General features: G+C 73.5%; 22 protein-coding genes. 1 reads left to right on the top strand and 21 read right to left on the bottom strand.

Features of this window, described 5'->3' with window-relative positions; all coding sequences use genetic code 11:
• Positions 1-16: 16 nt before the first annotated feature.
• From Q2K19_RS32780 to pyrR, 14 genes are all read right to left on the bottom strand, one after another.
• Entirely contained in the window at positions 17-2,041 is a 2,025-nt protein-coding gene (locus Q2K19_RS32780; protein ID WP_302766337.1) for a primosomal protein N', read from the bottom strand.
• 59 nt (positions 2,042-2,100) lie between these two features.
• Complete coding sequence (gene metK, locus Q2K19_RS32785) at positions 2,101-3,291, bottom strand: methionine adenosyltransferase (protein ID WP_302766339.1); 1,191 nt, start codon at positions 3,289-3,291, stop codon at positions 2,101-2,103.
• A gap of 100 nt (positions 3,292-3,391) precedes the next feature.
• Complete coding sequence (coaBC, locus tag Q2K19_RS32790; protein WP_302766342.1) at positions 3,392-4,600, bottom strand: bifunctional phosphopantothenoylcysteine decarboxylase/phosphopantothenate--cysteine ligase CoaBC; 1,209 nt, start codon at positions 4,598-4,600, stop codon at positions 3,392-3,394.
• Between the two features lie 15 nt (positions 4,601-4,615).
• Complete coding sequence (rpoZ, locus tag Q2K19_RS32795) at positions 4,616-4,882, bottom strand: DNA-directed RNA polymerase subunit omega (RefSeq protein ID WP_120331255.1); 267 nt, start codon at positions 4,880-4,882, stop codon at positions 4,616-4,618.
• Positions 4,883-4,925: 43 nt separating this feature from the next.
• Positions 4,926-5,459 (bottom strand): nucleoside/nucleotide kinase family protein, encoded by a 534-nt coding sequence (locus Q2K19_RS32800; protein WP_302766343.1) that lies wholly within the window; start codon positions 5,457-5,459, stop codon positions 4,926-4,928.
• A gap of 26 nt (positions 5,460-5,485) precedes the next feature.
• Positions 5,486-5,803, bottom strand: coding sequence for an integration host factor, actinobacterial type (gene mihF, locus Q2K19_RS32805; RefSeq protein WP_046564635.1), 318 nt, complete (start codon positions 5,801-5,803; stop codon positions 5,486-5,488).
• Between the two features lie 178 nt (positions 5,804-5,981).
• On the bottom strand, positions 5,982-6,818 hold the full coding sequence (gene pyrF / locus Q2K19_RS32810) for an orotidine-5'-phosphate decarboxylase (RefSeq protein ID WP_302766346.1): 837 nt from the start codon (positions 6,816-6,818) through the stop codon (positions 5,982-5,984).
• Positions 6,819-6,959: 141 nt separating this feature from the next.
• Complete coding sequence (locus tag Q2K19_RS32815) at positions 6,960-8,234, bottom strand: adenosylmethionine--8-amino-7-oxononanoate transaminase (RefSeq protein WP_302766347.1); 1,275 nt, start codon at positions 8,232-8,234, stop codon at positions 6,960-6,962.
• A 111-nt stretch (positions 8,235-8,345) separates the two neighbouring features.
• A complete protein-coding gene (locus Q2K19_RS32820) occupies positions 8,346-9,365 on the bottom strand; it encodes a quinone-dependent dihydroorotate dehydrogenase (RefSeq protein ID WP_302766348.1) in 1,020 nt (339 codons plus the stop codon).
• Complete coding sequence (carB, locus tag Q2K19_RS32825) at positions 9,362-12,709, bottom strand: carbamoyl-phosphate synthase large subunit (protein ID WP_302766350.1); 3,348 nt, start codon at positions 12,707-12,709, stop codon at positions 9,362-9,364. Before carB ends, Q2K19_RS32820 begins: the two co-directional genes overlap by 4 nt.
• Entirely contained in the window at positions 12,702-13,844 is a 1,143-nt protein-coding gene (gene carA / locus Q2K19_RS32830) for a glutamine-hydrolyzing carbamoyl-phosphate synthase small subunit (RefSeq protein ID WP_302772882.1), read from the bottom strand. Before carA ends, carB begins: the two co-directional genes overlap by 8 nt.
• A gap of 3 nt (positions 13,845-13,847) precedes the next feature.
• Positions 13,848-15,125, bottom strand: a complete 1,278-nt coding sequence (locus tag Q2K19_RS32835; RefSeq protein WP_302766351.1) for a dihydroorotase — start codon at positions 15,123-15,125, stop codon at positions 13,848-13,850.
• Positions 15,122-16,048, bottom strand: a complete 927-nt coding sequence (locus Q2K19_RS32840; RefSeq protein ID WP_302766353.1) for an aspartate carbamoyltransferase catalytic subunit — start codon at positions 16,046-16,048, stop codon at positions 15,122-15,124. The genes Q2K19_RS32835 and Q2K19_RS32840 overlap by 4 nt, the downstream gene beginning before the upstream one ends.
• Positions 16,045-16,629: a bifunctional pyr operon transcriptional regulator/uracil phosphoribosyltransferase PyrR gene (pyrR, locus tag Q2K19_RS32845; RefSeq protein ID WP_302766354.1), complete on the bottom strand. Its 585-nt coding sequence runs from the start codon at positions 16,627-16,629 to the stop codon at positions 16,045-16,047. Before pyrR ends, Q2K19_RS32840 begins: the two co-directional genes overlap by 4 nt.
• Before the next feature lie 284 nt (positions 16,630-16,913).
• On the opposite strand from pyrR, the gene bldD reads away from it, so the two are divergent.
• Positions 16,914-17,402 (top strand): transcriptional regulator BldD, encoded by a 489-nt coding sequence (gene bldD / locus Q2K19_RS32850; RefSeq protein ID WP_013285505.1) that lies wholly within the window; start codon positions 16,914-16,916, stop codon positions 17,400-17,402.
• Between the two features lie 78 nt (positions 17,403-17,480).
• Here bldD and nusB read toward each other — a convergent pair whose 3' ends face one another.
• The 7 genes from nusB to Q2K19_RS32885 form a co-directional block, all read right to left on the bottom strand.
• Positions 17,481-17,891: a transcription antitermination factor NusB gene (nusB, locus tag Q2K19_RS32855; protein ID WP_302772883.1), complete on the bottom strand. Its 411-nt coding sequence runs from the start codon at positions 17,889-17,891 to the stop codon at positions 17,481-17,483.
• Positions 17,892-17,914: 23 nt separating this feature from the next.
• The gene (gene efp, locus Q2K19_RS32860) at positions 17,915-18,472 is read right to left on the bottom strand and encodes an elongation factor P (RefSeq protein WP_007075814.1); all 558 of its coding nucleotides are present in this window, start codon (positions 18,470-18,472) and stop codon (positions 17,915-17,917) included.
• A 427-nt stretch (positions 18,473-18,899) separates the two neighbouring features.
• The gene (aroQ, locus tag Q2K19_RS32865; RefSeq protein WP_302766356.1) at positions 18,900-19,340 is read right to left on the bottom strand and encodes a type II 3-dehydroquinate dehydratase; all 441 of its coding nucleotides are present in this window, start codon (positions 19,338-19,340) and stop codon (positions 18,900-18,902) included.
• A complete protein-coding gene (gene aroB, locus Q2K19_RS32870; protein ID WP_302766357.1) occupies positions 19,337-20,413 on the bottom strand; it encodes a 3-dehydroquinate synthase in 1,077 nt (358 codons plus the stop codon). The genes aroQ and aroB overlap by 4 nt, the downstream gene beginning before the upstream one ends.
• Before the next feature lie 15 nt (positions 20,414-20,428).
• On the bottom strand, positions 20,429-20,938 hold the full coding sequence (locus Q2K19_RS32875; protein WP_302766359.1) for a shikimate kinase: 510 nt from the start codon (positions 20,936-20,938) through the stop codon (positions 20,429-20,431).
• Positions 20,935-22,113, bottom strand: coding sequence for a chorismate synthase (gene aroC / locus Q2K19_RS32880; protein WP_302766361.1), 1,179 nt, complete (start codon positions 22,111-22,113; stop codon positions 20,935-20,937). Before aroC ends, Q2K19_RS32875 begins: the two co-directional genes overlap by 4 nt.
• Before the next feature lie 95 nt (positions 22,114-22,208).
• A complete protein-coding gene (locus tag Q2K19_RS32885) occupies positions 22,209-23,102 on the bottom strand; it encodes a sulfotransferase domain-containing protein (protein ID WP_302766363.1) in 894 nt (297 codons plus the stop codon).
• Positions 23,103-23,107 lie beyond the last annotated feature (5 nt).

Below are 23,107 nucleotides of genomic sequence, written 5' to 3' on the forward strand. Positions count from 1 at the left end.
GGTCACGGCAGGCGAGTCAGAACAGGCTCAGCGGATCGACCTGGAGTCGGACCGGATCGGCGGCCTTGCGGGCGCTGCGCTGCCCGGCGGCGGCGTGCAGCGCCTCGGCGAGCGCGGCGGCCCGGGCCCGCGGCACCCGGACCAGCATCCGTTCCCGCCCCTCGTCGGCCGGCACCGGGCCGAGCACGTCGGCGCCGTCGGGCAGCCGGGCGCCGGCCAGCAGGTCCGCCACCGCGTCCGCCGGGCCCGTCACGCTGGCCATCCGGACCGCCGGCGGGAAGCCCAGCTCGCGCCGCTCGGCCAGCTCGCGCTCGGCGAACCAGGCCGCGTCCCAGCGCAGCAGCGCCTGCACCGGGGCGAGCGCCCCGTCCGCGACCACCACCACCCGACCCCCCGCCGCGCCGGGCCGGGCCAGCGCGGCCGCGGCCAGCCAGCGCCGCAGCGCCTCCTCCCCCGCCCGCAGGTCGGCCCGGGTGAGCAGCGCCCACGAGTCGAGCAGCAGCACGGCGCCGTACCCGCCGTCGGCGACCGGCTCGGCTCCCGGGGTGGCGATCACCAGGCCCGCCCCGCCGGACACCGAACCGAGCACTTCCTCCCGGCCCGAGGTGCGCACCGGGACGCCGGGAAAGGCGCGCCCGAGTTCCTCGGCGGTCCGCCGGGCGCCGGTGACCGCGGCCCGCAGCCGCCGCCCGCCGCACTCCGGGCAGGCGTACGCGGCGACGACCCGGCCGCACCAGCGGCAGGCCGGCGCCCCGTCGGCGGAGGGCAGCGCGAGCGGGCCCGCGCAGTGCGGGCAGCGGGCCGGGGTACGGCAGCCGGCGCAGGCCACCGAGGGCAGGTAGCCACGACGGGGCACCTGCACCAGCACCGGCAGGTCGGCCCGGAGCGTGTCCCGGGCGGTGGTCCAGGCCAGGCTGGGCAGCCGGGCGGAGGCGGCGCCGGGGTCGCGGGCCAACTGCGGGTCGTCCCCGGTCGGCGCGATGGCCGGCACCCGGGCGCGGACGGTCGCCCGGTCGGCCACCACCTCGCGGGCCCAGCGCGTCTCCACCAGCAGCTGCGCCTCGGCGGTGCGGGCGTACCCGCCGACCAGGGCGGCCGCCTCGCCGAGCTTGGCCCGGGTGAGCAGCACCTCCCGGGCGTGCGGGTACGGCGCCCGGGGCTCGGCGTGCAGGTCGTCGCCGTCGTCCCAGATCGCGACGAGGCCGAGCCGGTCGACCGGGGCGAACATGGCCGCGCGGGTGCCGACGACCACCGGCACGTCGCCGCGCCGGGCGGCGAGGAAGGCGCGGTAACGCCGGGCCGGGCCGAGCGCGGCGGAGAGGCAGACGTGCCGTCCCGGCCCGAGGACCACGGTGAGCGCGACGTCGAGGCGGTCCAGGTCGCGGGCGTCGGCCACCACGACGACGGCACCCCGGCCGCCGGCCACGGTGGCGGCGACGGCGTCGGCGTACCGGGCGGCCCAGTCCTCGCCGGGCAGCGCGGACCAGACCGCGCGGGGCGCCCGCCCGTCGGTGAGCGCGCGCAGGAAGGCCGGGCCGGCCGGGTAGTCCCGCCACCCGCGCGGATCCACCGGCGCCGACGTCGGCGAGCCCACGGCCTCGGTGGGACCGTGGGCCGGTGGGCGCCCGGCGGAGTCGGTGGCGAGCGCCCCGGCGGAGTCGGCGGCGGTGGGGCCGGTCGCCGCGGCGTCCGGGTCGGCGGAGTCTGCCGAGGCGGTCGCGGTGACGTCCTTCTCCGCCCGGGCGTGGCGGGGCGGGACGGCCAGCCGGAGCACGTCGGCGAGGCTGCCGGCATACCGGTCGGCGACCGCGCGGGCCAGCCGGGCCACCTCCGGGGCCAGCACCGGCACCGGCGAGACCACTTTCTCCAGGTACGCCAGCCGGGGGTGGTCGGACTCCTCGACCCGCTTCAGCAGCCAGCCGTCGACGAGTTGGCCGGCGAAGCGCACCTTCACCCGCACGCCCGGCTGCGCCGGGCCGTCCAGCTCGGCGGGGACCAGGTAGTCGAACGGGCGGTCGAGGTGGGCCAGGGGCAGGTCCACGCAGACGCGAGCGACCGGCGACCCCGTCGCGGGTCGCCGGTCGCTGCGCCTGGTGCCGGTCAGGCTCCCGCGGCCGACTTGAGGTCGGCGGCCCGGTCGGTGCTCTCCCAGGTCAGGTCCGGCAGCTCGCGGCCGAAGTGGCCGTACGCGGCGGTCTGCTGGTAGATCGGGCGGAGCAGGTTGAGGTCCCGGATGATGGCGGCCGGGCGCAGGTCGAAGACCTCCGCGACGGCCTTCTCGATCGACGCGACCGGCACGGTCTCGGTGCCGAAGGTCTCGATGAAGAGGCTCACCGGGTGCGCCTTGCCGATCGCGTACGCGACCTGCGCCTCGCACCGCTCGGCCAGGCCAGCGGCGACCACGTTCTTGGCGACCCAGCGCATGGCGTACGCGGCGGAGCGGTCGACCTTGGACGGGTCCTTGCCGGAGAAGGCGCCGCCACCGTGGCGGGCGTAGCCGCCGTAGGTGTCGACGATGATCTTGCGGCCGGTGAGGCCGGCGTCGCCCATCGGGCCGCCGATCTCGAACCGCCCGGTCGGGTTGACCAGCAGCCGGTAGCCGTCGATCTCCAGGCCGAGACCCTCCAGCTCGGGAGTGATCACGTGGTCCCGGATGTCCGGGGTGAGCAGCGAGTCGAGCGAGATGTCGGCGGCGTGCTGGCTGGAGACCACGACCGTGTCCAGGCGGACCGGTCGCAGCCCGTCGTACTCGATGGTCACCTGGGTCTTGCCGTCCGGCCGCAGGTAGGGGATCGTGCCGTCCTTGCGCACCGCGGCCAGCCGCCGGGCCAGCCGGTGGGCCAGCGCGATCGGCAGCGGCATCAGCTCGGGCGTCTCCGAGCAGGCGAAGCCGAACATCATGCCCTGGTCGCCGGCGCCCTGCGCGTCCAGCGCGCTCTCCGACGAGCCGGTACGCAGCTCGAACGCGTTGTCCACACCCTGCGCGATGTCGGCCGACTGGGCGCCGATGGAGACGCTGACGCCGCAGGAGGCGCCGTCGAAGCCCTTCTTCGACGAGTCGTACCCGATCCCCAGGATGGTCTCCCGGACGATGGTCGGGATGTCGGCGTAGGCCTTGGTGGTCACCTCGCCGGCGACGTGCACCTGGCCCGTGGTGATCAGGGTCTCGACCGCGACGCGGCTGTGCGGGTCCTGGGCGAGCAGCGCGTCGAGAATGCCGTCACTGATCTGGTCGGCGATCTTGTCCGGGTGGCCCTCCGTGACCGATTCGGACGTGAAGAGACGTGTCACGGCACTCCTAAGCATGTGAAAGCTCTTTGAAAAGGTCGCTCGGCGGCAGTTTAGTCACCGTGCTCCCAGCGTGACCCGGGGAACCCGAGGTGACCAACCGTCAGGATTGCTCGGTCAGCCGGGCGACCACGAGGTCCCAGACGGCGTCGGCCAGGTCCTCCTTGGGCTGCTCGGGCATCCGGTGCACCGCTCCGTCCGCCCCGATCACCGTGGCGGCGTTGGTCTCGGCGCCGAAGACCTTGTCCACACCCACCTCGTTGATCACGATGAGGTCCGCCCGCTTGCGGGCGAGCTTGGCCCGCCCGTTCGCCTCGGCGTCCCCGGTCTCGGCGGCGAAGACCACCAGCACCTGCTCAGGCCGGCGGCGCCGGCCCAGCTCGGCGGCGATGTCCGGGTTGGTGACCAGGTCGATGGTGGGTGCGCTGCCGTCCTCCGCCTTCTTGATCTTACCCGGCGCGTAGCTGGCCGGGCGGAAATCGGCGGGGGCGGCGGCCATCACCACGGCGTCCGCGTCCGCGGCCGCCTCCAGGGTCGCCTTGCGCAGCTCCTCGGTGGTGCCCACTCGGACCAGGTCCGCGCCGGCCGGGTCGGCGAGCGCGACGTTGGCGGAGACCAGGGTGACCCGGGCGCCCCGGGCCACGGCGGCGCGGGCGAACGCGTACCCCTGCTTGCCGGAGGATCGGTTGCCGAGGAAGCGGACCGGGTCGAGCGGTTCGCGGGTGCCGCCGGCGGTGACCACCACGTGCCGGCCGGCCAGGTCGGCCGGGGCGTCGACGCCCCGGGCGAGGGCGCGGCGGGCGACCGCGAAGATCTCCGCCGGGTCGGGCAGCCGGCCCTTGCCGGTGTCCTTGCCGGTGAGCCGGCCGACCGCGGGCTCGATCACCCGGACCCCGCGGGACCGCAGGGTGGCCACATTGGCGACGGTGGCCGGGTGCTCCCACATCTCGGTGTGCATCGCCGGGGCGAGCACCACCGGACAGCGGGCGGTCAGCAGGGTGTTGGTGAGCAGGTCGTCGGCGAGGCCGTGGGCGGCCTTGGCGAGCAGGTCGGCGGTGGCGGGAGCCACCACGACCAGGTCGGCGTGCTGACCGAGGCGGACGTGCGGCACCTCGTGCACGTCGGACCAGACGTCGTCGGCGACCGGCTGGCCGGAGAGCGCGGCCCAGGTCGGCGCCCCGACGAAGCGGAGCGCCGACGCGGTCGGCACGACCCGGACCCGGTGGCCCGACTCGGTGAAGAGCCGGAGCAGCTCACACGCCTTGTAGGCGGCGATGCCGCCGCCGACCCCGAGGACGATCTCGGCGGTCATCGGCGCGGGCGGGCCTTACGGCTGGTCGGTCGGCTCGGCGGTGAGCAGACCCGCGTTGATCTCGCGCATGGCGATGGAGAGCGGCTTCTCCTGCGGGGTGGTCTCCACGAGCGGGCCGACGTACTCCAGCAGGCCCTCGCCGAGCTGGCTGTAGTAGGCGTTGATCTGGCGCGCGCGCTTGGCGGCGAAGATCACCAGCGCGTACTTCGAGGTCGTCTTCTCGAGGAGCTCGTCGATCGGCGGGTTGGTGATGCCCTCGGGGTTGGTGGCGATGGATCCCACGAATACCTCTGCGTCTTGTGCACCGCCCGGCGGCGGTGGCCGCTCAACCGCTCAGGCGCGGTTGGGCCGGAGCCAGGAAGGATGAACCGAGCCAGCCTACCAGTTCCTCCACCACCCGCTCGGTCCGGTCGTGCCGGACGGCGTGTGCGAAGGCGGCCGCCACGGCCGGGTCCGGGCGGTAGGACGCCGGAGCGAGCAGCACCAGCTGCGCGTCCGGCACGACGGCCCGGACGGCGAGCGCGCCCGGCAGGTCCAGCGGGAGCAGCACCGGCCGGCCCTCGGCGAGCCGGGCCCGGATCCCGGCGCGCGGCACGCCGCGCCGGAACGGCCCGATCCGGCTCCACTCCACCAGCTCGTCGTCCGCGACCATCCGGTCGAACGTGGCCTCGTCGACGAAGAGCCGGTCCACCCCGGGCACCTCGCCGGGACGGCCGGGCCGGGTGGTTACGGGCACCGGCCGCCACACCGACGGAAAGCGCGCCCGGACCTGCTCGACGACACCCTCCCGGCCGGCACCCGAAGGTCCGGCCAGGACAGTGAGCCGAGCCGCCGGGCGCGCCTCGTCATCCGTGCTCACCGCTTGTTTCTACACGCCTGGGGCGCTCAGTTGGCGGCGAACTCTCCAAGCAGAGCCTTGCGCTGCTGCTCGCCCAGGCCGCGCAGGCGCCGGCTGTCGGCGATCTTGAGCTTCTCCATGATCTGGGTGGCCCGGATCTTGCCGATGCCCGGCATCGCCTGCAGCACGGCCGACACCTTCAGCTTGCCGACGACGTCGTCGGACTCGGCCTGCTCAAGGACGGTGGCGAGGCTGGTCTTGCCCTGCTTGAGGTCCTCCTTCAGCTTGGCACGGGCCTTGCGGATCTCCGCGGCCTTCTCCAGCGCGGCAGCGCGCTGCTCAGGGGTCAGTGACGGGAGCGGCACCAGTTCTCCTCAGGTCCCTCATGCGGCGGGCGGGGCGCACCGCCGCTTCTGTGAAACGTGGTGACGCTGGCAACCAAAGGGGTCCGTGGTTCCCAGCGCGGGGAAAACTAGCGGTCAACGGAGTTTTCGGCAACGTGGACGCGCGAGATCAACGGAAAGTGACCGAGTCGTCAGCCGGTCACGCGCCGGCCAGCGCGGCCGCGCACTCCCCCCGGACCCGGTCGGCGGCGGCCCGCAACGCGGCCACGTCCGGGCCGGCGTGCAGCACCTCGCGGGAGTACGACGGGAGCACCGACGACAGGCCGGAACCGAAGACGGTGCGCAGGTCGGCGGCCGAGGCGCCCTGCGCGCCGAGGCCCGGAGCGAGCAGCGGACCGTGCACCGCGGACAGATCGTGACCGGTCTCGCCGATCGTCGCGCCGACCACCAGCCCGAAGCTGCCGAGCGGCTCGGCACCCCGGTTGAGCTGGGAAATCTCGTCGATGACGGTCTGCGCCACGGTCCGTCCGTCGGCGGTCACGGCCCGCTGCACCGCGGCGCCCTCCGGGTTGGAGGTGAGCGCCAGGACGAAGACTCCGCCGCCGTGCGCGGCGGCCAGCTCGAACATCGGCGCGAGCGAGCCGACCCCCAGGTAGGGGCTCGCGGTCACCGCGTCGACATACAGCGGGCTGGATGGATCGAGGTACGCCGAAGCGTAGGCACTGACCGTCGAGCCGATGTCGCCCCGCTTGACGTCGAGGAGAACGAGCGAGCCACAATTTCGCAACTGTCGGATAGTTGACTCAAGGATTCCGACACCCCGCGAGCCGAACCGCTCGAAGAAGGCCGACTGGGGCTTGACCACCGCGACCCGGTCGCCGAGCGCCTCCACCACCGTCCGGCAGAACCGGTCCAGGCCCTCGACGTCGTCGGACAGCCCCCAGCGGGCCAGCAGCCCGGGGTGCGGGTCGATGCCCACGCAGAGCGGTCCCCGCTCGGCCACGGCCCGGTGCAGGCGGGCGCCGAAGCTCTCCATGCGACTCTCCCTCTCCCCTCGCCCGGCGTCGCGCCGGGCGTGTCCGCGACGGGCACCCGTCGCCCGTCCCTCCTGTCCCCGGCCGCCGTCCGCGGCCGAGGCCGTGCTGCCGCCGCCCGCAACGGCGGCCGGTCGACCGGCTCAGCCCGCCTTGACCGCCGCCTCGATGCCGGCCGCGATCCGGGCCACGTCCGCCTCGTCCGTCACGTACGGCGGCATGGTGTAGACGAGGTCGCGGAACGGCCGCAGCCAGACGCCCTGCCCGACCGCGGCGGCGGTGGCCCGGGGGACGTCCACCTCGTGGTCGAGCTGGACCACGCCGATCGCGCCGAGGACCCGCACGTCGGCCACTCCGGGGACCTCCCGCAACGGCGCCAGGCCGGCCCGCAGGCCGGCGGAGATCCTCGCCACCTGCCCGGACCAGTCCCCGGCTCGCAGCAGGCCCAGGGAGGCGTTGGCTACGGCGCAGGCCAGCGGGTTGCCCATGAAGGTCGGGCCGTGCGCCAGCACCCCGTCCGCGGAGATCCCGCGGGCGACCTCGGCGGTACACAGGGCGGCGGCCAGGGTGAGGTAGCCGCCGGTGAGCGCCTTGCCGACGCAGAGCACGTCCGGGGCCACCCCGGCGTGCTCCGCGGCGAACATGGTCCCGGCGCGGCCGAAGCCGGTGGCGATCTCGTCGAAGACCAGCAGGATGCCGTGCGCCCGGGTGACCTCGCGCAGCACCCGCAGGTAGTGCGGGTGGTGGAAGCGCATCCCGCCGGCCCCCTGGACCACCGGCTCCACGATCACCGCGGCCAGCTCGTCGGCGTGCCGCTCCACCGCGTCCACCAGGGCCGCCTCGTACGCCGGGTCCGGCGGGGTGTCGAAGCCGCCCGGCGGCACCGGGGCGAACACCTGCCGGGGCAGCACGTCCCCCCAGAGGTGGTGCATGCCGCCCTCCGGGTCGCAGACGCTCATCGGGTGGAAGGTGTCGCCGTGGTAGCCGCCCCGCCAGGTGCCCAGCCGGCGGCGCTGCGGCCGCCCGGTGGCCCGCTGGTACTGCAGGCACATCTTCACCGCCACCTCGACGCTCACCGAGCCGGAGTCGGCCAGGAAGACGTGTTCCAGGCCGTCCGGGGCCAGCTCGACCAGGGTCCGCGCCAGGCACACCGCGGGCTCGTGGGTGAGCCCGCCGAACATCACGTGACTCATCCGGCCGAGCTGGTCGGTCACGGCGGCGTCCAGCACCGGATGCCGGTAGCCGTGGATGGCCGCCCACCAGGACGACATCCCGTCGACCAGCTCCCGACCGTCGGCCAGCCGCAGCCGCACGCCCGCCGCGCTCTCCACGACGTAGGGCGGGCTGGCCGGCGGCAGCGCCGCGTACGGGTGCCAGACGTGCGCCCGGTCGGCGGCGAGGATCTCCTCAGGCGTCACGGACTCGTCTCCTTCCTCCCTGCTCCCCCGCGATCTTGCAGTTTCGGCCCCCACGCCGTCCGATCTGGGCGGTATGCCGGGGCAGGAACTGCAAGATCGCGGAAGCTGGGGTCAGCGGGGTGGTGAGGTGGAGCGGGCGGCGGCGCGGACCAGGGGCGGGCCGCGGTAGATGAATCCGGTGTAGAGCTGCACCAGGCTGGCGCCGGCGTCGAACATCCGGGCCGCGTCGTCCGGGTCGAGGATGCCGCCGACGCCGATCACCGGCAGCCGGCCGCCGGTCTCCCGGTGCACGAAGGCGACCACCTCGCGGGCGCGACCGGCCAGCGGACGCCCGGACAGGCCGCCGGTCTCCGCGCCGCGCGCCCGGTCGGCCGGGGCGAGCCCGTCCCGGGCCAGGGTGGTGTTGGTGGCGATCACCCCGGCCGCCCCCCGGTCGAGGCAGACCTCCAGCAGCTCGGCGATGGCCGGCTCGGTCAGGTCCGGGGCGATCTTCACCAGCACCGGCTTCTCCCCCACCAGCGCCGCGAGCAGCGCGTCCAGGTGGGACCGGTCCTGGAGGGACCGCAGGCCCGGAGTGTTCGGTGAGGACACGTTGACGGCGAAGTAGTGACCGTGCCCCCGCAACGCCCGGTAGGAGGCCAGGTAGTCCTCGACCGCCTCCTCCAGCGGGGTCACCTTGGACTTGCCGAGCGAGATGCCCAGCGGTACGCCGAGCGGGCGCGGCAACGCCGCCAGCCGGGCCGCGAGGGCCGCCGCCCCGGCGTTGTTGAAGCCCATCCGGTTGACCACGGCCTCGCTGTCCCGCAGCCGGAACAGCCGGGGCCGGGGATTGCCCGGCTGGGCGTGCGCGGTGACCGTGCCGACCTCGACGAAGCCGAAACCCAGTGCCGGCCAGGCGGGCAGCGCGACGCCGTTCTTGTCCATGCCGGCGGCCAGCCCGACCGGGTTCGGGAAGTCCACCCCGAACACGGTGCGCGGCGCCGGCCGGAAGTAGCGCGCCCGCAGCGCGGCCAGGGCGGCCGGCCGGCGGGACAGGCCCGCCAGCCGGCGCAGGGTCCACTCGTGCGCGGCCTCCGCGTCCCCGCCCCCGATCCGGAACAGCTGCGGGCGAACCACCCGCTCGAAGATCACTGCTGGGCCCGCAGGGCCGCGTGCAACTCCTGGAGGGGCCGGACCCGCATGTCGCCCCGGATCCGGGCCTCGATGCCCATCACCGCGGCCGCCGCGCCGGGCACCGTGGTGATGCACGGGATGTCCGCGGTCACCGCCGCGCTGCGGATCTCGTACCCGTCGGAGCGGGCGCTCGCACCGGAGCCCTGCGGGGTGTTGACCACCAGGGCCACGTCGCCGCCGAGGATCAGCGACACCGCGTCCTCGCCCTCGCCCGACTCGTAGTGCTTGCGGATCTGCTCGCAGGCGATGCCGTGCCGGCGCAGCACCTCCGCCGTGCCGGTGGTGGCGACGATGTCGAAGCCCAGGTCGGCGAGGCGCTTGATCGGGAAGATCATGCCGCGCTTGTCCCGGTTGGCGACCGAGACGAAGATCTTCCCGGCGGTGGGCAGCGAGCCGTACGCCGCCGCCTGCGACTTGGCGAAGGCCTGGCCGAAGCCGGTGTCGATGCCCATCACCTCGCCGGTGGACTTCATCTCCGGGCCGAGCAGCACGTCGATGCCCTTGCCCGAGGGGGTGCGGAACCGCTTGAACGGCAGCACCGCCTCCTTGACCGCGATCGGGGCGTCGGCCGGCATGGTGCCGCCGTCCCCGGTGGGCGGCAGCATCCCCTCGGCGCGCAGCTCGGCGATGGTGGCGCCGAGCGCGATCCGGGCCGCCGCCTTGGCCAGCGGCACCGCGGTGGCCTTGGAGACGAACGGGACGGTCCGGGAGGCGCGCGGGTTGGCCTCCAGCACGTAGAGCATGTCGCCCTGAAGCGCGTACTGGACGTTGAGCAGGCCCTTCACCCCGACCCCGCGGGCGATCGCCTCGGTGTAGCGGCGGACCTGGGCCAGGTGGGAGCCGGCCAGGGTGATCGGCGGCAGCGCACAGGACGAGTCGCCGGAGTGGATGCCGGCCTCCTCGATGTGCTCCATCACCCCGCCGAGGTAGACGTCGCCGTCGGCGTCGACCAGCGCGTCCACGTCGATCTCGATGGCGTCGTCGAGGAAGCGGTCCACCAGCACCGGGTGGTCGGGCGAGATGTCGGTGGCCCGGCCGATGTAGTCGCGCAGGGTGGCGTCGTCGTAGACGATCTCCATGCCCCGCCCGCCGAGCACGTACGACGGCCGGACCAGCACCGGGTAGCCGATCTCGTCGGCGATCGCCTTGGCCTCCTCGTACGAGGTGGCCATGCCGTGCGCCGGGGCGCGCAGCCCGGCCCGGGCCAGCACCGCCCCGAACGCGCCGCGCTCCTCGGCCAGGTGGATCGACTCCGGGGAGGTGCCGACCACCGGCACGCCGGCGTTCTTGAGCCGCTGGGCCAGGCCGAGCGGCGTCTGCCCGCCGAGCTGCACGATCACCCCGACCACGCCCGGGCCGCCGGCCGCCTTGCCGGAGGAGTCCTCGGCGTGCCACACCTCGAGGACGTCCTCGAAGGTCAGCGGCTCGAAGTAGAGCCGGTCGGCGGTGTCGTAGTCGGTGGAGACGGTCTCCGGGTTGCAGTTGACCATGACGGTCTCGAAGCCGACCTCGCGCAGCGCCATGACGGCGTGCACACAGGAGTAGTCGAACTCGATGCCCTGCCCGATCCGGTTCGGCCCGGAGCCCAGGATGATCACCTTGGGCCGGGGCGAGGCCTCGACCTCGGTCTCCTCGTCGTAGGTGGAGTAGTGGTAGGGCGTGGTCGCCGCGAACTCGGCGGCGCAGGTGTCCACCGTCTTGTAGACCGGGCGGACGTCGAGCCGGTGGCGCAGGGTGCGGACGCCGTCCTCGGCGGCCAGCTCGGGGCGGAGCGCGGCGAGCTGCCCGTCGGAGAGGCCGGCCCGCTTGGCCCGGCGCAGCAGGTCGGCGTCGAGCACCGGGGCGTCGGCGACCTCGGTCCGCAGTTCGACGAGGGCGGCGATCTGGTCCAGGAACCACGGGTCCATCCCGCCGGACGCCTCGGCGACCTCGGCGATGGACGCGCCGAGGCGCAGCGCCCGTTCCACGGTGTAGAGCCGGCCGTCGTGCGGCATCCGCAGCGCCGCGAGGGTGTTCTCCTTCGTGGCGCCGACCGGATCCGGTTGGGTCCAGAACCCGCCCCGCTTGGTCTCCATCGAGCGCATCGCCTTGTTCAGCGCCTCGGTGAAGTTGCGGCCGAGGCTCATCGCCTCACCGACCGACTTCATGGTGGTGGTCAGCTCCGGGTCCGCGCCGGGGAACTTCTCGAACGCGAACCGGGGGATCTTCACCACCACGTAGTCCAGGGTGGGCTCGAACGCCGCCGGGGTCTTGAGGGTGATGTCGTTGGGAATCTCGTCCAGGGTGTAGCCGATGGCCAGCTTCGCGGCGATCTTGGCGATCGGGAAGCCGGTGGCCTTCGACGCGAGGGCCGAGGAGCGGGAGACCCGCGGGTTCATCTCGATCACGACGATCCGGCCGTCGGCCGGGTTCACCGCGAACTGGATGTTGCAGCCGCCGGTGTCCACCCCGACCTCGCGGAGCACCGCGATGCCCAGGTCGCGCAGCCGCTGGTACTCCCGGTCGGTGAGGGTCATGGCCGGGGCCACGGTGACGCTGTCCCCGGTGTGCACGCCCATCGGGTCGACGTTCTCGATCGAGCAGACCACCACCACGTTGTCGTGCCGGTCCCGCATGAGTTCGAGCTCGTACTCCTTCCAGCCGAGCACGCTCTCCTCGATGAGCACCTCGTGCACCGGGCTGGCGGCCAGGCCGGCGCCGGCGATGCGCGCCAGGTCCTCGTCGGTGTGCGCCATGCCGGAGCCGAGGCCGCCCATGGTGAACGACGGCCGGATCACCACCGGCAGGCCCAGCTCGGCGACGGTCTGCTGGACCTCGTCCATCGAGTGGCAGACCCGGGACCGCGGCACCAGCGCGGACGGGTCGTCCAGGCCGAGTCGTACGCCGGCCTTGGCCACGATGTCCTTGAACAGCTGCCGGTCCTCGCCCCGGTTGATCGCCTCGATGTTCGCGCCGATCAGCTCGACGCCGTACTTCTCCAGGACGCCGGCCTCGTGCAGGGCGACCGCGGTGTTCAGCGCGGTCTGCCCGCCCAGGGTGGGCAGCAGCGCGTCGGGCCGCTCCTTGGCGATGACCAGCTCGACGAACTCCGGGGTGATCGGCTCGACGTAGGTGGCGTCGGCGAACTCCGGGTCCGTCATGATCGTGGCCGGGTTGGAGTTGACCAGGCTGACCCGGATGCCCTCGTTGCGCAGCACCCGGCAGGCCTGGGTGCCGGAGTAGTCGAACTCGCAGGCCTGCCCGATCACGATCGGCCCGGAGCCGATCACCAGGACGTGCTTGAGGTCGGTCCGCTTAGGCATCCTTGCGCCCTTCGATGAGCTCGGCGAAGCGGTCGAACAGGTAGTCCGCGTCGTGCGGGCCGGCCGCCGCCTCCGGGTGGTACTGGACGGTGAAGGCGGGCACGTCCTTGGCCCGCAGCCCCTCGACCACGTTGTCATTGAGGCAGACGTGGGACACCTGGACGCCGCCGAACTCGGTGTCGATCACCTGGTCGGGGACGACCGCCCCGGCCTGCGTGCCCGGCACTTCCACGGCGAAGCCGTGGTTGTGGCTGGTCACCTCGACCTTGCCGGTGGCCCGGTCGAGCACCGGCTGGTTGATGCCGCGGTGGCCGTAGCCGAGCTTGTAGGTGCCGAAGCCGAGCGCCCGGCCGAGGATCTGGCTGCCGAAGCAGATGCCGAAGAGCGGGATCCGCCGGGTCAGCACCGCCCGGGCCAGCGCGACCGGGCCGTCCGCGGTGGCCGGGTCGCCCGGGCCGGGCGAGAAGAACACGGCGTCCGCCCCGGTGGCGAGCAGGTCCTCGATGGTCGAGGTGGCGGGCAGCACGTGGGTGGTGACGCCGCGGGTGGCGAGCCGGCGCGGCACGTTGCGCTTGATGCCCAGGTCCAGCGCCGCGACGGTGAACCGGTGCGCGCCCTGCGCCTCGACCACGTACGGCTTCGCGGTGGTCACCTCGGCGGAGAGGTCCGCGCCGACCATCTGCGGCGACCGGCGGACCCGGTCGAGGAGGGCGCGCGGGTCGTCGTCGACGCTGGAGATGCCGACCCGCATGGCGCCCCGCTCGCGCAGGTGGCGGGTGAGCGCCCGGGTGTCGACACCGCTGATGCCGACCACACCCTCGGCGGCGAGCCGGTCCTCCAGGCCGCCGGTGGCCCGCCAGTTGGAGCCGATCCGGGCCGGGTCGCGCACCACGTACCCGGCGACCCAGATCCGGCCGGACTCGTCGTCCTCGGTGTTGACGCCGGTGTTGCCGATGTGCGGCGCGGTCTGCACCACCACCTGGCGGTGATAGGAGGGGTCGGTCAGGGTCTCCTGGTAGCCGGTCATGCCGGTGTTGAAGACCGCCTCGCCGAAGGTTTCCCCGACGCTGCCGTACGCCTCGCCGTGGAAGGTGCGCCCGTCCTCGAGGACGAGGATCGCGGGCCTACGCTTCACCATTTACTTGACAGCCTTTCCGTCCAGGACCGTCGGCTCGCCGCGCAGGAAGGTCGCCACGATGCGACCCGGCAGCGTCATGCGGGCGTACGGGGTGTTGCGACTGCGACTGGCCAGCTCCGCCGGTTCGATGACGCGACGGGCGGCCGGGTCGATCAGGGTCAGGTTGGCCGGCACCCCGGGAGCGGGGTCGACGCCGTGCCCGTCCAGCCCGGCGATCCGGGCCGGGGCGCGGGACATCCGCTCGGCGATCAGGTCCCACTGGGGGCCGAGCACGTCGAGGGCGATGGAGAGCGCCGTCTCCAGGCCGAGCATGCCCGGCCGGGCGTACGCCCACTCGCACTCCTTGTCCTCCACGGCGTGCGGGGCGTGGTCGGTGGCGATGATGTCGAGCACGCCGTCGGCCAGCGCGGCCCGGAGCACAGCGACGTCGCCCGCGGTCCGCAGCGGCGGGTTGACCTTGTAGACCGGGTCGTAGGTGGCCGCCTTCTCGTCGGTGAGCAGCAGGTGGTGCGGGGTCACCTCGGCGGTCACCTTCACTCCGCGCGCCTTGGCGTGGCGCAGCACCGCGACGCTGCCGGCGGTGGAGACGTGGCAGATGTGCAGCCGGCTGCCGACGTGCTCGGCCAGCAGCACGTCCCGGGCGATGATCGCCTCCTCGGCGACCGCCGGCCAGCCGGTCAGCCCGAGCCGCGTGGAGACCTCACCCTCGTGCATCTGCGCGCCCTCGGTGAGCCGGGGCTCCTCGGCGTGCTGGGCGATCACCCCGTCGAACGCCTTGACGTACTCCAGGGCCCGGCGCATCAGCTTCGGGTCGGCGACGCAGTGCCCGTCGTCGGAGAAGACCCGCACCCGGGCCGCCGAGTCGGCCATCGCGCCCAGCTCGGCCAGGCGCTCGCCGGCCAGCCCGGCGGTGACCCCGCCGATCGGCTGCACGTCGACCAGGCCGGCCTCCCGACCGAGCCGCCAGACCTGCTCGACCACCCCGGCGGTGTCGGCCACCGGCGAGGTGTTCGCCATGGCGCAGACCGCGGTGTAGCCGCCGAGGGCGGCCGCCCGCGAGCCGGACTCGACGGTCTCGGCGTCCTCCCGGCCGGGCTCGCGCAGGTGCGTGTGCAGGTCGACCAGGCCGGGCAGGGCGACCAGCCCGGTGGCGTCGAGCACCGTGGCGTCCGCCGCGGTCAGGCCCGCGCCGGTCTCGGCCACGACACCGTCGCGGATCAGCAGGTCGGTCGGCGCGCCGCCGACCACACTCACGTTCCTGATCAGGTACGCGGTCACCGGTTGTTCCCTCCGAGCAGCAGGTAGAGGACGGCCATCCGCACGGAGACCCCGTTGGCGACCTGTTCGACGATGGTGGAGCGGGGCGAGTCGGCGACCTCGGGTGTGATCTCCATGCCCCGGTTCATCGGACCGGGGTGCATGACGATCGCGTGCTCGGGCAGCCGGCGCATGCGCGGCCCGTCGAGGCCGTAGCGGCGGGCGTACTCGCGGGCCGAGGGGAAGTAGGAGTCGTTCATCCGCTCCCGCTGCACCCGCAGCATCATCACCACGTCCACACCCGGAAGAACGGCGTCGAGGTCGTAGGAGACGTCGGTGCCGGGGGCGAGCGCGTGGGGGAGGTCCACCGGGATGAGGGTGGGCGGGCCGACCAGGGTGACCTTGGCGCCGAGGGTGGAGAGCAGCAGCACGTTGGAGCGGGCCACCCGGGAGTGCAGCACGTCCCCGACGATCGCCACGTGCAGGCCGGCGAGCCGGCCCAGCCGGGAGCGCATCGTGTACGCGTCGAGCAGCGCCTGGGTGGGATGTTCGTGGGTGCCGTCGCCGGCGTTGACCACCGACCCGTCCACCCAGTCGGCCAGCCGGTGCGGGGCTCCGGAGGCGGGATGCCGGACGACCACCGCGTCGGCACCCATGGCCTGGAGGGTGAGCGCGGTGTCCTTCAGGCTCTCGCCCTTGGCCACGCTGGAGCCCTTGGCCGAGAAGTTGATCACGTCGGCGCTGAGCCGCTTGGCGGCCGCCTCGAACGAGATGCGGGTCCGGGTGGAGTCCTCGTAGAAGAGGTTCACCACGGTCCGGCCGCGCAGCGCGGGCAGCTTCTTCACCTCGCGGCCGGCGACGGTGGCCATCTCGGCGGCGGTGTCCAGGATCTGGGTGGCGGTGGCGGCGTCCAGGTCGGCCCCGGAGAGCAGGTGACGGATCATGCCGGCGTACCCCCGTAGAGCTTGACCTCGTCGCCCCCGTCGGTCTCGGCGAGGGTGACCTTGACGCTCTCGGCCAGCGCGGTCGGGATGTTCTTGCCGACGTAGTCGGCGCGGATCGGCAGCTGGCGGTGGCCGCGGTCGACCAGGACGGCGAGCTGCACGGAGGCCGGGCGGCCGACGTCGCTGAGCGCGTCCAGGGCGGCCCGCACGGTGCGGCCGGAGAAGAGCACGTCGTCGACGAGGATGACCCGCCTGCCGTCGATGCCACCGGCGGGCAGCTCGGTCGGGCCGACCGCGCGGGTGGCGTGCCGGCGCAGGTCGTCGCGGTAGAGGGTGATGTCGAGCACGCCGACCGGGACGGTCACGTCCTCGAAGGTGCTGATCCGGGCGGCGAGGCGCCGGGCCAGGGGCACGCCCCGGGTGGGGATGCCGAGCAGCACGGTGTCGGCGGCGCCCTGGGTCTTCTCCAGGATCTGATGGGCGATGCGGTCGACCACTCGCGACACGTCGGCGGCGGCGAGGATCACCTTCACCGAGGGTTGTCGCGGCGGCGACGACTGGGCAGCCGGTGGGTAGGCCACGGCGGACCTCCTTCCCCGCCTCACGGGACGGGTCGTTAAAGGACGTCTGGTCTTCCGGGCGGGCCGCGCGGGCCCGGACCGGGGCTTCACGCCACGTTACCAGCGGTCACCGGGCCGGCCGCGGCCGGTACTGACCCCCGGCTCAGGGCGGAGAAATGCGGACAAGCCGTACCCGCTCTCCGGACCGGCTCCTCTCGAACACTTGACCGCGTGTCGCAATCCCCGTACCGTCACGCTCCGTAGCGATAGCTGGGAGAACCCCGAGCAGCACTGGGAGTGTCCGAATGCCCTCTGAATACGCCAAGTCGCTGGGCGCCCGCCTGCGCTCCATCCGCCAGCAGCAGGGCCTGTCCCTGCAGGGGGTGGAGGAGAAGTCGAACGGGCGGTGGAAGGCCGTGGTGGTCGGCTCGTACGAGCGTGGCGACCGGGCCGTCACCGTGTCCCGCCTGGCGGAGCTGGCCGACTTCTACCGCGTTCCCGTCTCGGAGCTGCTGCCCGACGGCAGCGGGGTGCGCCACGAGCCCACCAGCAAGATCGTCCTGGACCTGGAGCGGCTCTACGACGAGGCCTCCGAGGACCTCGCCTACGTCGCCCGGTACGCCCGCGCCATCCAGCAGCAGCGCGGCGACTACAACGGCCGGGTGCTCTCCATCCGCGCCGACGACCTGCGCGCCCTCGCCATCGTCTACGACGCCTCGCCGTCGGGCCTGATCGAGCGGCTCACCGAGCACGGTGTGCTGGTCGCCGACCCGCGCGCCTTCTTCGCGTCCTGACGCCAGCTGTCGCCACGCGAAGGGCCCGTGCCAGCTGGCACGGGCCCTTCGTCGTGTGCGGGGGAGGCGGCCGACGCCTCAGCGGGTGGCGTACTCGGCGATCCGGCCGAGCAGGCCGTTGAGGAAGCGCGGCGAGTCGTCGGTCGACATCTGCCGAGCCAGCTCGACGGCCTCGCTGATCGCCACCGCGTCGTCGATCTCGTCGACGTAGAGCAGCTCGTAGACCGCGATCCGGGCGAGGTTACGGTCGACCACCGGCATCCGGTCCAGCGTCCAGCCCTCGGCGTAGCTGGCGATCACCTCGTCGATCCGGTCCAGGTGCGCCGCGACGCCCTCGACCAGGCCGACCGCGTATCCCAGGTGCTCCGGGCGGGGCTTCTCGATCCGCTCGAGATAGCCGGCGAGCACCTCCACCGGCGGCCGGTCCCGCAGGTCGGCCTCGAAGAGCACGTCCAGCGCCCGCTTGCGCGCCTTGCGGCGCGCCGGCATCTGCTGCTTGGGACCCTCTGCCATCAGGCGCGGCCGAGGTAACGGCCGTCGCGGGTGTCGACCTTGATCTTCTCGCCGGTGGTGATGAAGAGCGGCACCTGCACGGTCGCGCCGGTCTCGACGGTGGCCGGCTTGTTGCCGCCGGTCGACCGGTCGCCCTGCAGACCCGGCTCGGTGTACGTGATCTCGAGCACGACCGAGGTCGGCAGCTCGATGTAGAGCGGCACGCCCTCGTGGGTGGCGACGGTCGCCTCGGCCTCGGGGAGGAGGTAGTTGGCGGCCTCGCCGACGGTCCCGCCCGGGACGGTGATCTGGTCGAACGTCTCCAGGTCCATGAAGACGTAGTCCTCGCCGTCGGCGTAGAGGTACTGCATGGTGCGCTTGTCGACGGTCGCGGTCTCGACCTTGGTGCCCGCGTTGAAGGTCTTGTCGACGACCTTGCCGGACAGCACGTTCTTCAGCGTGGTGCGCACGAAGGCGCCACCCTTACCGGGCTTGACGTGCTGGAACTCGACGACGGCCCAGAGCTCCCCGTCGAGGTTGAGAACCAGACCGTTCTTGAGGTCGTTGGTGGTGGCCATTTCCTGCCTTGATCATCAATTGGCGGACAGACCCAACAAGTCTACTAGCTGTGTCGAACCGGGTCCCCCCTCGCTGCGCGCCGGGGCAGCCCGGCGGCCCGGTCCGCTCACCCGGACGTGCCGAACGTCACGCTGAGCGACCAAACCAGCGACCTCTGGACGCACTCCCGCCCGCCTTTGCTCTGCAGCCACGGACGCAACAGTCACTGTCCGTTGTCATCGCCGACTGCCGGTCCCGCCGGCACGAATCGCATCGCCGCTGGTCAGTCAGGTGATGCGTATGCGGCTGCAGAGCAAAGGCAGAAAAGGATATCTGGCGCACCGCGCCAACGAGGTCACCGTGCGTAACCTAGGCGACGGCCACGGAGAGCTACGACAGCCGCCGGGGCAGCCTGCGCCGGCCGAGAACGGGCGGCGGGCCGACCCGTCAGGCGTCGCCGGTCAGCCGGGTGGCCAGGTGGTGCAGGGCCAGGCGGTAGCCGTCCACGCCCAGGCCGCAGATCATCCCGGTGGCCACCGCGGAGACCACCGAGTGGTGCCGGAACTCCTCCCGGGCGTGGATGTTGGAGATGTGCACCTCGACCAGCGGCCCACGCAGCATCGCGCAGGCGTCCCGGACGGCGATCGAGTAGTGCGACCAGGCGGCCGGGTTGAGCACCACCGCCGCCCCCTCGTCGGCCGCCGCGTGCAGCCAGTCCAGCAACTCGTGCTCGGCGTCGGTCTGCCGGACCACCACGTCCAGCCCCAGCTCCCGCCCGGTGTCCACGCACATGGTCACCAGATCGGCGTAGCTGGTCACCCCGTAGACGTCGACCTGGCGGGTGCCGAGCCGGCCCAGGTTCGGCCCGTTGAGCACGTACACCTTCACGAGCTGATCTCCCGGTACGCCTCGGCCAGCAGCTCGTCCGACGGACCCTCCAGGATCGTCGGGCGGGCCAGCCCGTCCAGCACCACGAAGCGCAGCCGGCTCCCCCGCGCCTTCTTGTCCACCCGCATCGCGGCGAGCAGCTCCGGCCAGGCGTCCGCCCGGTAACTCGTCGGCAGGTCGAGGGCGGCCACCACGGCCCGGTGCCGCTCGGCGGTGGCCGCGTCGAGCCGCCCGGCGAGCCGGGCCAGGGTCGCCGCGTAGACCAGCCCCACCGCGACGGCGTGGCCGTGCCGCCAGCGGTAGCCCTCGACCTTCTCGATCGCGTGGGCCAGGGTGTGCCCGTAGTTGAGCACCTCGCGCACCCCGGACTCGCGCAGGTCGCCGGAGACCACGTTCGCCTTGACCCGCACGGCCCGCTCGATCAGCTCGCGGGCCACTGGCCCGGTCGGGTCCAGCGCCGCGGCCGGGTCCCGCTCCACCAGGTCGAGGATCACCGGGTCGGCGATGAACCCGCACTTGACCACCTCGGCCATCCCGGCGGCCAGGTCGGAAGGGGGCAGGCTGTCCAGCGTCGCCAGGTCGCAGATCACCCCGGCCGGCGGGTGGAAGGCGCCGACCAGGTTCTTGCCGGCGGCGATGTTGATCCCGGTCTTCCCACCGACGGCGGCGTCGACCATGCCGAGCAGGGAGGTCGCCACCGGCACCCAGCGCACCCCGCGCAGCCAGCAGGCGGCGACGAAGCCAGCCAGGTCGGTGACCGCGCCGCCGCCCACGCCCACCACGGCGTCGCTACGGGTGAAGCCCGCCTCGCCGAGCCGGTCCCAGCAGGCCGCCGCCACGTCGACGTGCTTGCCCGCCTCCGCGTCCGGCACCTCGATGAGCAGCGGCGCCACCCCGGCGGCGCGGACCCGCTCGGCCAGCTCCTCGGCGAGGCCCTTGAGCGGGGGCGCGTGCAGGAAGGCCACCCGCTCCGCGCCGGGCAGCAGTCGGGGCGGCGGGTCCAGCAGGTCGCGTCCCACCAGCACGTCGTACGGCCGCTCGCCGCCGACCGGGATCCGGGTCACCTCGTCCATGTCCACTCCTGGCGGTCAGGGTTTGAGCAGTGCGGCGATCTCGGTGGCGATCTCCTCCGGGGTGCGCCCGTCGGTGATCACGGTCGCGGTGGCCACCTCCGCGTAGAGCGGGCGGCGCTGCTCCATCAGGTGCTTGAGGGTGGCGCGCGGGTTCAGCGCCAGCAGCGGCCGTCCGGCGCCCAGGCCGACCCGCCGCACCGCGTCGGGCAGCTCCACCGACAGGTGCACGACGGTGTGCCCGATCAGTGCGGCGCGGTTCTCCTCGGCGAGGACCGCGCCGCCGCCGAGGGCGAGCACCCCGCCGTGCGAGGCCAGCGCCGCGGCCACCGCCGCCCGTTCGAGGGTACGGAAGTGCTCCTCCCCCTCGTCGACGAAGATCTCCGGGATGGGCTTGCCGGCGAGCTGCTCGATGTCGGTGTCGGTGTCCCGGAACGCGACGCCGAACGCGTCGGCGAGCGCCAACCCCACGGTCGTCTTCCCGGAGCCGGGCGCCCCGACCAGCACGCAGACCGGCCGGGTGCTCATCGGATCACCATGGTGTCGAGGTAGCCGGCGAGGTTGCGGCGGATCTCGGCGACCGAGTCGCCGCCGAACTTCTCCACCGTCGCCTCGGCCAGCACCAGGGCCACCATCGCCTCGGCCACCACGGCCGCGGCCGGCACCGCACAGACGTCCGACCGCTGGTTGATCGCGGTGGCCGGCTCGCCGGTGGTGACGTCGATGGTGGACAGTGCCCGGTTCAGCGAGGAGATCGGCTTCATCGCGGCCTTCACCCGCAGCGGCTCGCCGGTGGTGATGCCGCCCTCCAGGCCGCCGGCCCGGTCGGTCACCCGGCGGACCCCGGTCGCGGTCGGGATGATCTCGTCGTGCGCCGCCGAGCCCCGGGAGCGCGCCTGCTGCCAGCCGTCGCCGATCTCCACCCCCTTGATCGCCTGGATCGACATCAGCGCGGTGGCGAGCCGGGCGTCGAGCTTGCGGTCCCACTGCACGTGGCTGCCCAGGCCCGGCGGCACCCCGTAGGCCAGCACCTCGACCACGCCGCCGAGGGTGTCGGCGTCCTTCTTCGCGGCGTCGACCTCGGCGACCATCCGGGCGCTGGCCTCCGGGTCGAGGCAGCGCAGCGGGTCGGCGTCGATCCGGGCGGCGTCCTCCGGGGTGGGCCGCAGGCCGGGCTTCACGGCGACCGGGCCCAACTCCACCACGTGGGAGACGATCTCGATGCCGAGGGCCTGCTTGACCAGGGCCTTGGCCACCGTGCCCACGGCCACCCGGGCGGCGGTCTCCCGGGCGCTGGCCCGTTCCAGGATCGGCCGGGCGTCGGCGTGCCCGTACTTCTGCATGCCGGCCAGGTCCGCGTGCCCCGGGCGGGGACGGGTGAGCGGCGCGTTGCGGGCCTGCCCGGCCAGCTCCGCCGGGTCGACCGGGTCGGCGGCCATCACGGTGCGCCACTTGGGCCACTCGGAGTTGCCCACCCGGATCGCCACCGGGCTGCCGATCGTCACGCCGTGCCGGAGGCCGCCGATGACCTCGACCTCGTCCTGCTCGAACGACATCCGCGCGCCCCGGCCGTAGCCGAGCCGGCGCCGGGCCAGCTCACCGGAGATCTCCGCGGTGGTCACCGCGACTCCGGCGGGCACCCCCTCCAGCAGCGCGACGAGGGCGGGTCCGTGCGATTCACCTGCAGTCAGCCAGCGCAACACAGCGGTCAGTCTGTCACGCCGGGTGGCCGCCCCGATGCGCCGCCCGCCCCGTCCCGCCCTGCGGACGTGGACGTCCGCGGGGCGGGGCGCGCCGGTCAGTCCGCCCAGTCGAAGGTCATCCCCAGCCGGGCGGCGAGGGCCCGGTTGTACGGCGCGTAGTACCGGGTCAGCTCGTCGCGCACCGCCTCGTCCATGGCACTGCTGCGCCGGTCGTTGAAGACCTCGTACCGGTCGAGCTGGAAGGGCGGCAGGCCGAGGAAGTCCAGCACCCGCGCGTACGTGGCGGCGGGTTCCCGGTAGAGCGTCTCGCTGGGCAGGATCAGCAACTGCTCCCGGTCGAACCGGTCCAGCCACGGCTCCAGGTGCTCCAGGTAGCGGCCCCGGGCGCGGTAGCTGTACCAGTCGTAGGCGTTGCTGACGTACGTCGGGTCGGCGATCAGCTTCTCCCGCTCCCCCGCGGTGCGCTCCTCCTCGGCGGCGAGGGCCTCGGCGAAGCCGAGCGGCTCCACCCCCTCGGTGCGCCGCTCCTTCCAGTGCGAGTACGCCCGCTCCACCGGGTCGCGCAGCAGCACGATGAGCTTCACCGCCGGGATCAGCTCGGCCACCCGGGCCGGGGCCAGGGGGTGGAACATGTACAGCGGCGCCGCCTCCCCCACCCGGGTCGGTCCGCCGTGCCGGCGCTCCAGCGCCCGCCGCTGCCGCCCCGTCGGGAAGTGCGAGCGGTACCAGGCCTCGCCCCGGGCGTGGGTGTCCTCGAAATAGTGTGAGGTCTTGGTGTTCCACGCCGGGAAGAGCCGCGGCACCAGCGGGTGCTCCAGCAGGTAGCGCCAGAGCGAGGTGGTCCCGCCCCGCTTGGTGCCGATGACCAGGAAGTCCGGCAGCGGACGCCGGTCGCTGGTCCGTTCCCCGTAGCGCACCAGGGAGCTGCGCACCCCGCTCACCATCGGGGTGGGCACCAGCGTCTTGACCCGGTCCCGCAGCGTCGTCATCTCGT

The sequence above is a fragment of the Micromonospora sp. NBRC 110009 genome (genome assembly GCF_030518795.1).
GTDB lineage: Bacteria > Actinomycetota > Actinomycetes > Mycobacteriales > Micromonosporaceae > Micromonospora.